Here is a 14,079-nt window from a genome sequence, read left to right on the forward strand (position 1 = left end):
ACCTAAAATTATTTAACTGCTTCGGATTTTAGGCGCGCCTGAAAACGGATGTTCGGAGATGGTTCGACCGGCTATCCGGGTTAATGGCCGCCGTGAGCATTGCGATTTCCGTGCTGTTCTACCAGGGCCAGACCTGACCCGTCGCCGCAGCGAGTGGGAAGGTCGACTTCCTCGGCGCTGATGGGAGCCACAAAACGGTCTCGGGGAACGTACAACAGTAAAGTGTCCTTGCTGTGGAGACACTAGTATGGCTGACGAGGAGATCGACGACGTTGACAGGGCTATTCTGTACGCGCTACAGGAGGACGCGCGTAACATGTCGTCCGGAGACATCGCGGAGCGAACCGGTACGTCGGACAGCACCGTCCGCAAGCGCATCAACCGCCTCGAATCCAGCGAAGTCATCAAAGGCTACAGCGCTGATGTCGACTACCAGCAGGCGGGCTATCCGCTCCGAATGCTGCTCTACTGCACCGCATCGATATCGGATCGCGGCGAGTTGATCCCCGAGATATTGGAGATAGACGGCGTCATCTCCGTCCAAGAACTGGTCACCGGCGAGCAGAACCTGCTGGTGACGGCCGTCGGTGAATCCGACAGCGATATCACGCCGGTCGCACAGGCCCTGCTCGATATGGGGCTGACGGTCGCCGACGAAGTACTCGTCCGGAGCCACGAAACGACGCCCTTCGGGAATTTCAACAACGGCTAACCGACTGTCCAGGTCTGTATCGAGGACTCCGTCCGTCGCGCCGACACCAGACCAACGAGGGAGAGCCGATAGATCGGTTCAAGTTCCTCCCCCAAGCGATGTATCGCAAAGATATAGCTACAGAACAGTCCCCATACCGATCCGGTCATTTCTACAACGGTATCGAACAGTTCGGTAACCGTAGCCGTTTCAGGACGCTCTTGGCTACCGACTCCGAGTCGCCCCGAATGACTTCGACACCGGACCCACAGATCCCCGTTTGACAGGGTATCGGCCGATTCGACGCATCTCCGGGGCCGTGGTGTTCGTGCAGGACCCTCGCTCCGAATGTAGCTTTAGAAAACATAATGTTCTATAATATACTTTTTTAGGAACGATTTGGTAGTATAGAAATATTTAATAATCAGTCTGTTCGTTGTATGGGTGAACACGACCGATACCGGTTACCCACGTCCTGGGTTGCTGTGATGGGTCAGACACGAAAACGATGTCAGGACACAACTCAACTACGTCGGTTGGATCACTCCCGGACACGACGGCGGAGTCACCGCTCGTGCCCGCTGTACTCACGTGGCTCGTGTGGTCGATGTTGGCCGCGAGCATCGCTGTGCTTGCTGTCCGAGTCCGAACAGGGTTCGCGTGGGATGTACCCGGTGTGATCGCAATCGATGGGCTGACTGTCCTGATGTGGGTGGTCGTCACCTTCTTCAGCGGTATCGTTCACAGCTACTCTCGCCGCTACATGGCGGGCAGTCGCGTCAAAACGACCTTTTTCATCACCGTGTTCGGCTTCACGGTGGTCGTGATGGGGCTCGTGGCGGCCGACCACCTCGCCCTGTTCGGGCTGCTGTGGTTGTCCATGGGGCTGTTGATGGCGAAGCTCATCGGTATCATCAGCGGCTGGGACCAGGCACAGGCCGCCGCGGCGGTCGCCCGCACGTACTTCCTCGGCAGTAGCGCGCTCCTCGGCATCGGACTGACAGCGCTGTGGTGGACAACCGGTGCGACAACGGTTTCCGGCGTCGCCGCGGCCGCCGACACGCTCAGTGGGCCGGTGTGGCTGGTCGCCGCTGGCGCGCTCGTACTCGCGGCAATGATCCAGTCGGCCCTGATTCCGTTCCATAGCTGGCTCCTCTCATCGATGACCGCACCGACGCCCGCCTCGGCCCTGATGCACGCCGGGTTCGTCAACGCCGGGGGCATCCTGCTGACCCGCTTCGCACCGGTCATCACTGTCGACTCGACGCTCATGCTCGCAGTCGTCGCCGTCGGTGGAGCCAGCGCCATCGGCGGGAAGCTCCTGAAGTCGGTCCAGACGGACATCAAGGGCAAACTCGGCTGCTCGACGGTCGGCCAGATGGGCTTTATGATCATGCAGGCGGGCCTCGGATTTTTCGGGGCCGCTATCACCCACCTCATCCTGCATGGCTTCTACAAAGCCTATCAGTTCCTCAGCGCGGGCGGACAGGTCGAACACACCGCGCCGAATGAACAGACACCACACACTGTGGGGCGCTTGCAGAGCGTCGTCGGTCTCGTCGTGACGCTGCTGACCGGCCTGGCCGGCGGTGCGCTGTTCGCAACGCTGACCGGAAAAGGTCTAAAGGTCGACGCCGGGCTCTTGCTGACCTTCTTCGTGGTCTTTACCACGCTCCATGCGGCTCGTGACGCGGTCCAACACACGTCGCTTTCGACGGCGGTCCGGTACGGGGCCGTTCCGCTGGTTTTCTTCCCAGCGATCACCGTCTACGCCGTCGTGTACGAGGCGATATCCGGGCTCCTATCGGAGCTCCCGATGGTGACGGCACCGACCGAGCTGACCCTGCTCCACGCCGCCATCGCGGTCGCCTTCGCCGGTATCTACATCGGAATCGAGACCGGGATTCACGAGCGCAGCCAGCGCCTCTATGTAGCGCTTTTGAACGCCGGTCAGCCGGCAGCCGACACTGTACTGACTACAACGGAGGACTACAATGAGTACTGAACCCGCCATCCACGATAGTATCGACACCGCAGCGACCACCGTCGGCTCTCTCTGGCCGATCCACTCGTTCGTGACAGCGAACCCACTTGCGGGATTCGAGGATCGGCCGTTCAGTGAAGCGATCACGCAGGCAGCCGACTTGCTGGGTGGCCGTGGCTACCCCAGTGCCGAGACGTTCCGTGCGGCGCTGAAGCGTGGTCAGATTGACCCGGAGGTCCTCGACACCGAGCTCTCCGAACTTGACTACGAAGAGGACCCCGAGGTACTGCTCGACCACATGGCCAACGCGACCGACGCCACGGAAGGCGATTCCGAGTCTGCGACGGACCGCGTCGACAAGGTGCTGACGAAGTGGCTGTCGGCGTTCCTCGACGAAGGGAGCGCCCACTGGTCGATGCCGAACCGCGAGTCGGGATTCTACACCGCCTTCCGCGGTGTGGCCGAACACGACAGCGAAATCCCCGAAAGGGGGGTCCTCACTGACCTGTCTGCGTCACCGACCGAGACCATCGAGGCAGTGCTTGCACCGTACCCGGAGAGCCAGTGGGAATCTATTTTCGAGGCGGAACTGGCCGCGCTCCCCGGCTGGACGGGCCTCATCAAGCAGCGTGCCGATTCCGGGGGCGAGTGGCAGTCGGCGTACCCGATTTCACTATCGGGGTATCTCGCGGCGCGGCTGGCACTGCTGGATGCCGTCGACGCGGACATCACCCCCTCGAAAGACAGCATCGACCCGGAGCCGACCGCCGAACTCGCCGGGGCGTTCCTGCGTGCCTGGGAAGCGACCTACCGCGGTGACCTCGTCGAGAACGTCGCCGCGGAGAGTCAGTCGCTGGCCGACAGCGACAGTTCAGGTCGCCCGGACGCGCAGTTGGTCTTCTGTATCGACACCCGCTCGGAGATCATCCGCCGCCACATCGAGGCGACGGGCGACTACGAGACCCACGGGTACGCCGGCTTCTTCGGCATCCCGATGGAGTACCAGGGGTACGACGCCGACGTGTCGGTCGACGCATGCCCGCCGATCCTCGACCCCCAGCACCACGTCACCGACGTTCCGACCGACGACGAGACCCAGGCGAGCCACGACCGCTGGTCGAGCATCCGTGAGACGGCCGACGAAATCATCGAGACGCTAGAGGCCAACGCCGCCACGGCCTACGGCTTCGTCGAGACCGCCGGAAGCGGCTACAGCCTCGCGCTCGCGGCCCGCACACTCGTCCCCGGCCGCGTGTCCGACCTGTTTGCCGCGGCTGATGACCACGTGCCCGACGAACACGAGTTCTGTGAGCCACTCGTCCACCACCAGCATACCTACACCGGCGACCTGCCGGTGGGACTGACCACTGAGGAGAAAGTCGAGTACGCCGCCATCGCATTCGATCTGATGGGCTGGGAGGAGTTCAGTCGCCTCGTCGTCTTCACCGGACACGCCAGCGAGACGGCCAACAACCCCTACGACGCGAGCCTCGACTGCGGTGCCTGTGCTGGCAACCCCGGCGGCCCGAACGCCCGCGTGCTCGCAAAGATCTGTAACGAGGAGACCGTCAGGGCCGAACTCCGCGACCGCGGCTTCGAGATTCCCGAGGACACCGTCTTCCTCGCCGGCGAACACAACACGACGACCGACGACATCGAACTGTACGACGGCGACGTGCCCAAAAGTCACGCCGACGACCTTGCGCAGTTGCGCGCTGACCTCGCCACCGCCCGCGAGAACGCGGCTGCCGAGCGCACAGAATCGATGGGAGTCGACGATACCGCGGCGGTCAGCGAGACGGAGCGCCGTGCTGCTGACTGGGCCGAGACCCGCCCGGAGTGGGGGCTGGCCGGCAACGCCGGCTTCGTCGTCGGCCCCCGTGAACTGACGAGCGACCTCGACCTCGACGGCCGCGCGTTCCTCCACTCGTATGACTGGTCGACCGACCCCGACGGTGACGCGCTCGAAGCGATACTCACCGGTCCGATGGTCGTCACCCAGTGGATCAACACCCAGTACTACTTCTCGACGGTCGACAACGCTGTCTACGGGAGCGGGTCGAAAGTGACCCACAACCCCGTCGGCAACATCGGCGTCTACCAGGGCAACGGCGGCGATTTGATGACCGGCCTCCCGTTGCAGTCGCTCATGGCTGCCGACGACGAGCCGTACCACCAGCCGCTCCGCCTCTCGACGGTCATCCACGCGCCGGTCGAACGTGTCACAGAGGTGCTCGCTGCCAACGAGGAACTGGCAGAACTTCTCGACAACAACTGGCTCTCGCTGACAGTCGTCGACCCGACGCAGGACCACAGCGCGTTCCAGTACGAGCGCGACTTGGAGTGGTCGCCCATGTCCGAGTTGGCCGAAGCCAACACAGTGTCACCGACGGCTCCAGCGGTTGCAGACGATTAAACCGACTGCGAACTACTGGGCTTACAGACGCACTCGGATTCCGAGAGAACTCAACTGCGAACGGGGATGTTCGCTTCAGATATCCCCGTTGATGGTGTCCGCGACGCACTGGCGGTCATCTGCCTCGTGATTGATGGGTTTGATACCATAACTACCAGATTTAATGTCCGTGAATCCGGAATGAGTTCCTAATAGGCGAGTATGTGAGAAGAAGTCATATGGAGTTAATCTATATGGTAGAAATATATTCTGATATCTACTTTTATACAAATATAATTCGCCAATATAGTATCTTATCCTTGAAAAGAGATAGTAATAGCACTCAGACAGCTACATCCAATCCATTCCCCAGGGATCAGAATGAAGCGAGCAATATCGGGATCGAATCTTACACGTCACTGGGACCGCACTCGTAGAGTCGTTCGCCGTCGTGTGTCCTGACGGTGACAGTGTCGTCGGTCGGTTCGAACGTCGGAGCTTGCTCCCACGCCGCCTCGCTGTTGGGAGTAGCCATAACCGCCGACGCGAACCAGTGTTCGCCGGCGTCGTGGGTCGCCCGAAGCGTTGGTACGACAGTCCGCGAGTGGTTGAGGTTCGTGTTGGGTTCCTCGGCCACAACGACCGGGGTACGGTCGCTGAACCCGTCGGTGATGCCGCTCAATCCGTTTGGATACCGCGCGAGTGCTGTTCCAGACGCAGTTTCGTGGGTGAACTGCGTCCGGTCGTCATCACCGCTCCTGTCCAGGGCAAACCCGCCTTCCTCGCTGTATATCGTTCGGTTTGCTTGCAGCCGATGGACGCGTGCGTGCCACGGGAGTGCCGGTACGAGCCAGGTCTCGACGCTCACGCCGTCCCACGGCTCCCACCGGGATGTCAACGTTGTCCCGTCGATGGCTGTCGCCGCCAACGATGCGGGAATCTTGTACTGGTCGCCGTCGAGACTGAGCGCGAGTGCGCTGTCGTGGGCGGCCTGTCCAGGGCCGGGCATTCGACCAGCCACAGAGAAGCCGAACGCAGTGGAATACGCGAACTTCGTGTACTTCTCTCGGCCGTGGACGCTGTCCTGTGCGAGCGAGAGCGCGAACAGGTGTTCGTCGCTTCGGCAGATGACCTTCTTCGCTTCGGGTTGTACCGTCGTCTCGGGACGGTCCGGTAGCGGCTCCTCGTCGGCCTGCCAGAACGGGTGGTCCCGGTCCAGCGCCAGCGGGAGAAACGCCTTCATCGCCCAGTACGGCGAGTTCGGGGAATTATACGATTCTGAGGGTTTCAGCGTCGGGTACCGGTAGCCGACCGACAGCAATCCCCCATCTGTGAATATCGGCTGGTTCAGCCACCACCGGACGTTTCGGGCCCAGAGGCCGCGGATGACGCCCCACGGAAGCGGGTCCAGGTCAGCGAACGCTAATCCACCCCAGAACGCCGCCTGCGCGAACCGATACGTCAGGCTTCGACCGTACGGAAGTGCCCGTCCGTACTCGTCGAACCAGTCGATGTGCTGGGTCGCAAACTCTTCAGCTCTCATGCGGAATCGGGCCGCACGCTCGGGGTCTTCGTCACCGGCGATAGTCGCATAGAGGAGGCCATAGAGGTGCATCGCCCACGGGATGTAGTAGTCGGTCGGGCTCTGGCCCTCTTCCGGGCCGTCGGTGTACCAGCCGCCCCCGCGATAGAACGTTTCGAGTCGGTCGAGCGTGGCCTGGGTACACTCCCAGTCGTGGCGTGCGCCGACCGAGCGGAGCCCCATGTTCACCATCACGCGGAAGAACAGCCAGTTACAGTCGTGGAGTTCGGCCTCGTTGATCTGGTTCAGCCACGTGACGAGGCGCTCTCGCTCCCCGTCCGAGAGCGGGTCCCAGAGATGCTCCGGCGTAAGCTCGAGGCCGACGCCGATGGCGGCCATCTCGACGAGTTTCTGCGAGTAGTCGTCCGCGCTGCCCCAGTACTCCTCGTGGGACGGGTCTGTCCCGTTGACCAAGCCAGTCCGAAACAGCGGCCAGCGGTCGTACTCGCTGTGAACCCCCAGCGGAACGAGCCCCCACAGCGGCCGGGCGAACCCTTCGAGTTCGGCAGAGCCGTCGGGGAAGTGCGCCCCGGTCGCCGTAGGTCTCACCCGCGCCTTCCCGGAACTGAAATGCGGTACCAGCGGTTCGACGAGTTGTGTCACTGCCCGTTCGAAATCCTGTCGCGTCCGGAGGGGATTGCCGTCGACTGGATTCATCTACCGGGTACACTGATGTCAACACACAATAATTTTCCCCTCCGGTCGTCCCTCGGTTCTGTGCCGAACTGACTCACCAGTACCGCGACCAGTGCTGGGTCGCACGGACGAGTCCCTCGACGTAGAAGTAATCACCCCAGATACAACACTCGTCGTAGTCCCCGTCCGTCGGGTCGTAGGCCCCTTCGGTCAACAGGCCATTCGAGTCTCGCTCCTCGGTCGTGTAGTCCGCCGCGAGACTACCGAGGGTGGCGATGGCGGCGTTCTCGTAGCCGCGGGCACGGGTATCCGCGAACGGGAGTTGCCCGGCGAGCTCATCGAGTCCACAGGCCGCAATCGCCGCCGCGGAGGTGTCGCGGTAGCGCTGGTCGACGGGGGCATCGAAGTCCCAACAGGGGACGTGGTCGTCCTCGACGTTCGAGAGGTAGTAGTTAGCCAACTTTGCGGAGAGTTGGGCGTACGCGCCCTCATCAGCGTACTCCGCGGCGACTGCGTACCCGTATATCGCCCAGGTCTGCCCGCGGGACCAACAGGAGTCGGCGTCGTAGCCCTGTGCCGTCTCGCCGCCAAGTGGCGCTCCGCTTTCGACATCACACTTGAATGTGTGGAACGTCGAACCGTCGGGGCGAACGACGTGCTGTGCGTTCGTCCGCGCGTGTGTCTCCGCGACGGAGGCGTACGTCGAATCGCCCGTTGTCTCACTCGCCCAGAACAACAGCGGGAGGTTCATCATCGAATCGACTATCATCCGACCGCGCTCCCAAGACTCCTCGTCGGATTCGTGGTCGCCCCACGCCTGAATGAGCCCCGGCGCATCCCAGAACCGCTCGACGAGACGGTCGGCGGCGGTCAGTGCGGCCGAGCGGTACTGCTCGTTGCTCGTAAGCCGGTAGCCCGCGATAGCGGACAGCGTGTAGAGAAACCCGAGATCGTGTGTCTTGACCTCCCCGCTTTCCAGTCGTCGTTCGAAAGTTTCGAGTTGCGTTTCCGCGGCGCCTCGAAACCGATCATGACCTGTTACTTCGTATGCGAGCCAGCACAGTCCCGTCCAGAACGACGTCGTCCACCCGCTCATGTTGTTCGTCGAACTGTAGACGAGATTCTCGCTCGATGGGGCAGGGAACCGGTCGTAGAACTCGTCCAAGTTCTCATCAATGCTATCAATAGCATTCGACAGTGCGAGTTCGAGGTCGGTTCGGTCGACGACCGGCGGCGTGGTGTAGCGGTCTGGGAGTCCCGTATCCCCGACGGCGTGTAGCAGGGCTTCTGGAGCGCGGCTCATGTGCGAATCTGTTCCGTTCCTCCTGACATAAATCCATCGTCAGACCTCATTGCCTTCGAATCCTCACGTTACTGCCAGGGAGCGTCCTGCTGAGACAGCGCAGTCTCGGAAACACATCAAAGCAATATTGTCGGATATACGTCCATTATTGAGTCATACTAGCTCAGCAGAACTGAATTCATATCATTGGAGAGTTAATATCAGCACAAATATGAACTATAGAACCACTGTTGAACGATATTTTCGGATTGCTGAATAATAGTCATCTATACTGTCGACATTTACCACGGTTTTGCCTATCGTGTTATAGTAGCCATTGAAAATCTATGCACATCTAATCGCACGATGGGAGTGCGATCAGTATGTAGATCGTTTCAATTGCTACTATAGTTCCGGTCGCTACTGATCCGTTGCAGTGGCACACGGTCGATACAACTGCTCCCCCGTGTGACAACAACGGTGATGAACACTTGGTCTCGATAGTAGAATACCGGTGTAATAACGAAAGTACGTCCGTTATATTGTCGTATATGAGTTCTTCGCTGTCACTGTCGGAGACCCAACGGCGATAGTACGCGATACGTCTAATTTCCCACCTACGCGCTTGCGTATGCGATTCTTGGCATCGTGTGATTTCGAGGCCGATTTTGAGTGTTTCGTCAGCGGGAGTATAGTCAAAGTATTCATTTCAGATTTGCATAGTACCGATAGATATCGGACTATCTAAACAGAATATAGGCTAATCTACGCTGGTACCTACAAATATATCATTAAAATGAGTGAGTGTGTATCTATAACTAATATATTTGAGCATATAGAAATAAGATTTGCTTATAATTATATACGTTCTGATACAGGAGAGAAGACAGAGACTCACCATAGAACGCTCCGTCCCTATCGGCGGACGCTAAAAGATTAGCGCGGCGTGAGACCGACACCGTCAGCGAGCAACTCGTGGGAGCAGAGTGCGTCAGCGTGGTCGCCGACGACGTGCTGGATCATCACTTCGTCGACCCCGACTCGGTCAGCGAGTTGGACGAGCAGATCACTGAGTGTCTCCGGGCTGCCGGAAATCGCTCGCGGCCACTCACCGGCGTCCAACGTGGCAGGCGTCGGGTCGGGGACGGCTCCGAGTTCGTCGATAGCCTCCTCGACCGACGGGGTCGTGCCGACGACCCCCCGCTCCATCCGCTTGAACGACGCTTCGGCCACGGCGCGGAGCCGCGCCGCTTCCTCGTCAGTCTCGGCACAGACAGCGTTGACGGCGACCATCCCCTGTGGCTCGTCGACCCCGCCGGCCAATTCCGACGATTGAAACTGGTCCCGGTACGCCTCGAAGGACCGGGTAGCCAGTTCCGGTCGAATGAACGCAGCAAAACAGTAGCGCAAGCCGAGTTCGCCGGCCAGAGCGGCACTCGACGGACTGGACCCGAGAACCCACGGAACTGGCGTCTCCGCATCCGAGCGTGGGATCTCCAGATCGCTATAGGCGTGGCCGTCGGGATAGCTATCGTAGAGGTGCGAGACGACGGCCTCGATTTTCTCGGCGTGGTCTTCGTCGGGGTTCCGAACGCGGCGGTCAGTCCCGAGTGCCTGGTCGACGGCCGGAGAACCGTTCGCCCGTCCAAGCCCCGCATCGATCCGTCCGGGAGCCAGCGCATCGAGGGACCCGAACAGTTCCGCGACTTTGAACGGGCTGTAATGATTGAGCAGGACCGCGCCCGATCCGAGCCGGATCGAGTCGGTTTCGGCGGCAAGATGTCCGAGCAGCACTTCTGGAGTGGTCCCTGCAAGAGTGTCACCCATTCCGTGGTGTTCTGCCACCCAAAATCGAGAATATCCGAGTCGCTCGGCCTGCTGTGCAGCTTCGACAGTGTTCGCGTACGCATCCTTCCCAGTGCCGTCATCCGGGACCGGAGAGAGATCGACGATAGAGAGGTCCATATCCGCCCACAATGGTTGCGGGCTATAACCGTTTGGCTAGCAGCAGTGTGTGGGTGTCTCCACACGTCGTCGCCATTCTAGTTGTCTCTCTCTTAGTATGGCAGAGGTATGGCATATATAGAGACGTTTTCGATAGCTTTCAGTTCATATTAGCCCCGTAATAGCTGGACAACACATAATTTTAGCCCTATATTTGCTATACATCCTATAAAATATGATTACAATACGGAATAGTGTTTATATAGGTCTAAATCTGGGGTATTTGGTTATGTACTATCCCTGACCGATCCCGCCTATTAGTCAAAACATCATATAAATCTCGGAATTCGGGGGGTTATACAATACTTTTAAATACTACTATATTTGTCTTTTATCACTTCTGGCACCATGGCTTTTCGTGTGGCATTAGTCAGGAGTCCAGGGAAATCATGCCCTTGACCACAGTTGGTTCCATCGCCCGGTGGAACGCATCGTCGATGTCTTCGAGTTCGGACTCGAAGTCGATGATGCCTTCGACATCGACCTCACCATCGGCCAGCAGGTCGATAGCCGCGTCGTAGGTGTTCTTGTATCGGAACGACCCGTGGACATCTATCTCGTTGTCAATAACCTCCAGCACGTCGAAGGGGACCTCCGCCTCGCTGGCTAACCCGACTAGGACAACTGTCCCGCCTCGACGGACCGCGTCAATCGTGGACTGAATTGACGGTTCCGCGCCGGACGCTTCGACGACGACATCGGCACCGACACCGTCCGTATACTCGGCAACCGCCGTATCGAGGTCCGTTTCGGTGACATCGACAGTCAGGTCCGCGCCCCGCTCTGTGGCGAAGGCCAGTTTTTCCTCGACGACATCGGTCAGAATCACGTCCGTCGCGCCGGCGGCACGCGCGGCCTCCATCACCATCAGCCCGATCGGTCCGGCACCGGTTATCAGCACCGTATCGCCGGTTCCCACACTGCCGCGACGGCAGGCGTGTATACCGACCGAAAGCGGTTCACACAGCGCCCCCTCAGCGGTTGAGACAGAATCTGGTAGCTCGTAGGCGAAATCGGCCGGCCACGAGACGTACTCAGCGAACGCGCCGTCATGGGGCGGTGTCGCCATGAACCGGACCGCCTCACAGAGGTGGTAGTCGCCGCGCTTGCAGTGGGCACAGCGGCGGCAGGGAACGCCGGGTTCGAGGGCGACACGGTCGCCCGGTTCGTGGTCGGTGACGTTCTCGCCGACTTCGACGACTTCACCGGCGCTCTCGTGGCCCAGAACGAGCGGGTCCTCGACGACGTAGTCACCGATACGGCCGTGTTCGTAGTAGTGAACATCGGAGCCACAGATCCCAACGTCTCGGACGGCAACGAGTACGTCATCCGGCCCGGGCGACGGTCTGGGTCGGTCCTGCAGTTCGAACTCAGTCGGTTCTACCAGTACAGCACTTCGCATACGTGAGCACACGTGACAAAACCATAAAAATACACAGGGTGGCCGTTCCGTTCGGTCACCACTCCGCGACGCTCCCGTCTTCGTGGTGCCAGACCGGGTTGTACCAGTTGACCTCTGTCTGTGCCAGTTCGCGGATATGGGCCTCGTCGATATCGATACCGAGTCCGGGGCCGGTCGGTCGTTTGACGTAGCCGTCTTCGAACCGGAACGTCTCCGGGTCCTCAAGGACCTTGAGCCGCTGGCTCGTCGTCGGATCGTGGAGGTCTAGGTCCTGTTCGTGCAACACGACGTTCTGTGTGCAAAACCCGACCTGCAGACTCGCCGCGAACGCAACTGGGCCGAGCGGGCAGTGGGGGACAACGGCCACGTCGAACGCTTCCGCCATCGACGCGACCTTGCGCATCTCGCTGATGCCACCGACGTGAGTCACGTCAGGCTGGATTATCGATACCGCGTCATCGACGAGGAGTTGCTTGAAGTCATAGCGCGAATAGAACCGTTCGCCGGTCGCAATCGGCACACTCGTCTGCTCGGCGATACTGGCAAACGAGTCGTCGTGTTCGGGGAGCAGGGGCTGGTCAATGAACATCAGATCGAACGGTTCCAGTCGCTCGACGAGATCGGTGGCCATCGGTTTCGAGACGCGGCCGTGGAAGTCGACGCCGACGAGGGCGTCGTCACCGACAGCGTCGCGGATTGCCGCCACGCGCTCGACCGCATGGTCGACGGCGTTGGGCGTTTCGATGGGGCGGAACTCCCTGGCAAAGTTGAATTTAAATGCTCTGTACCCGCGTTCCCGGTCCTCCTTCGCGGCCGCGGCCACGTCTTCGGGGTCATCGCCACCGAGCCACTGATAGACGAGCAGTTTGTCGCGGACGTGACCGCCGAGCAGTTCGTGCACCGGTGCGCCGTAATGTCGCCCCTTGATGTCCCAGAGCGCGTGGTCGATGCCCGCGAGCGCGCTCATGAGTATCGGGCCGCCCCGGAAGTAGCCGCTCTGATAGAGCTTTCGCCAGTGGTACTCCGTCCGAAGCGGGTCAGCCCCGAGGAGGTACGCCTCGATAAGTTCGGTAACTGCGGCCCGAACCGTCTCTAACCGACCCTGAACAATCGGTTCGCCCCACCCGACGATCCCCTCGTCAGTCTCTAGCTTCAGGAGCAACCACCGCGGCGGCACGGCGAACAGTTCGAAGTCGGTGATTTGCATGGCTATGTTATCTGCGAGGGAGTACTTGTAATGACTGGCTCCAGACATCGGTCCACCGGAGACTGTGACAGAGAATGGCGTACATTTATGCTGGAGGCTGCCGGAGCAGTGAGTGTACGCATGAGTGTACTGGAGAGTTTCTCCCTCGATGGAGAGACAGCTATCGTCACCGGTGCAGCACAGGGTCTGGGCAAACAGATGGCGACCGGTCTCACGGAGATGGGGGCCGATGTCGCTATCGCGGACGTAAATAGCGAGAAGGCGGAGCAGACGGCATCAGAACTTGACGGCGAGACGGACGTTATCGCGACGGAGGTCGACGTGACGGACGAAGCCTCAGTCGAGGCGATGGTCGAAGACGTGACCGACCGTTTGGGACCGATTGATATACTGATCAACAACGCCGGCATCGTCGAAAACTCACCGGCGGAGGAGACGAGCATCGAATCCTGGCGGCGTGTCGTGTCGGTCAACCTCGACGGCGTCTTCCTCTGTGCCAAACACGTCGGCCAGCAGATGCTCGACCGAGGAGAGGGGCGCATTATCAACATCTCCTCGATGTCTGGCTTCGACGTGAACGTCCCGCAGAAACAGGCCAGCTACAACACGACCAAAGCCGGCGTCAGAATGCTGACCCAGTCCCTGGCCGTCGAATGGGGCGATCAGGGCGTCCGTGTCAACGCCATCGCACCCGGGTACATGCGAACCGAACTCGTCGACGAAGTGCTCGAAGAGAACCCGGAGATGGAGGAGACCTGGCTGGAGAACACGCCGATTGGTCGGCTGGGCCGACCGGAGGAACTGAAAGAACTCGTCGTCTACCTCGCGTCGGACGCGTCGTCGTACATGACGGGGTCGACCGTCGTGATGGACGGTGGCTACACCTCGCGGTGAGG

9 protein-coding genes are annotated in these 14,079 nt (G+C 60.3%); 4 read left to right on the forward strand and 5 right to left on the reverse strand.

Annotated elements, in window-relative coordinates; all coding sequences use genetic code 11:
* The first annotated feature begins 247 nt into the window (after nt 1–247).
* From Harman_RS18880 to Harman_RS18890, 3 genes are all read left to right on the forward strand, one after another.
* Complete coding sequence (locus Harman_RS18880; protein ID WP_137685251.1) at nt 248–712, forward strand: Lrp/AsnC family transcriptional regulator; 465 nt, start codon at nt 248–250, stop codon at nt 710–712.
* A 487-nt stretch (nt 713–1,199) separates the two neighbouring features.
* The gene (locus Harman_RS18885; protein WP_137685252.1) at nt 1,200–2,696 is read left to right on the forward strand and encodes a proton-conducting transporter transmembrane domain-containing protein; all 1,497 of its coding nucleotides are present in this window, start codon (nt 1,200–1,202) and stop codon (nt 2,694–2,696) included.
* Nucleotides 2,686–5,091 carry a DUF2309 domain-containing protein gene (locus Harman_RS18890; RefSeq protein WP_137685253.1) on the forward strand — a complete coding sequence of 802 codons (2,406 nt, stop codon included), beginning with the start codon at nt 2,686–2,688 and terminating at the stop codon, nt 5,089–5,091. Before Harman_RS18885 ends, Harman_RS18890 begins: the two co-directional genes overlap by 11 nt.
* Before the next feature lie 388 nt (nt 5,092–5,479).
* On the opposite strand, the gene Harman_RS18895 is transcribed toward Harman_RS18890, so the two are convergent.
* The 5 genes from Harman_RS18895 to dgoD form a co-directional block, all read right to left on the reverse strand.
* Nucleotides 5,480–7,309 carry a DUF2264 domain-containing protein gene (locus Harman_RS18895; protein ID WP_137685254.1) on the reverse strand — a complete coding sequence of 610 codons (1,830 nt, stop codon included), beginning with the start codon at nt 7,307–7,309 and terminating at the stop codon, nt 5,480–5,482.
* 73 nt (nt 7,310–7,382) lie between these two features.
* Entirely contained in the window at nt 7,383–8,591 is a 1,209-nt protein-coding gene (locus Harman_RS18900; RefSeq protein WP_137685255.1) for a glycoside hydrolase family 88 protein, read from the reverse strand.
* 915 nt (nt 8,592–9,506) lie between these two features.
* Entirely contained in the window at nt 9,507–10,535 is a 1,029-nt protein-coding gene (locus Harman_RS18905; RefSeq protein ID WP_137685256.1) for an LLM class flavin-dependent oxidoreductase, read from the reverse strand.
* A gap of 409 nt (nt 10,536–10,944) precedes the next feature.
* Complete coding sequence (locus Harman_RS18910; protein ID WP_137685257.1) at nt 10,945–11,976, reverse strand: NAD(P)-dependent alcohol dehydrogenase; 1,032 nt, start codon at nt 11,974–11,976, stop codon at nt 10,945–10,947.
* 55 nt (nt 11,977–12,031) lie between these two features.
* A complete protein-coding gene (gene dgoD, locus Harman_RS18915; RefSeq protein WP_137685258.1) occupies nt 12,032–13,183 on the reverse strand; it encodes a galactonate dehydratase in 1,152 nt (383 codons plus the stop codon).
* A 120-nt stretch (nt 13,184–13,303) separates the two neighbouring features.
* Between dgoD and Harman_RS18920 the strand changes: the two genes are divergently transcribed.
* Nucleotides 13,304–14,077 carry an SDR family NAD(P)-dependent oxidoreductase gene (locus Harman_RS18920; protein ID WP_137685259.1) on the forward strand — a complete coding sequence of 258 codons (774 nt, stop codon included), beginning with the start codon at nt 13,304–13,306 and terminating at the stop codon, nt 14,075–14,077.
* The last annotated feature ends 2 nt before the right edge of the window (nt 14,078–14,079 follow it).

The sequence above is a fragment of the Haloarcula mannanilytica genome (assembly GCF_005406125.1).
Taxonomy (GTDB): domain Archaea; phylum Halobacteriota; class Halobacteria; order Halobacteriales; family Haloarculaceae; genus Haloarcula; species Haloarcula mannanilytica.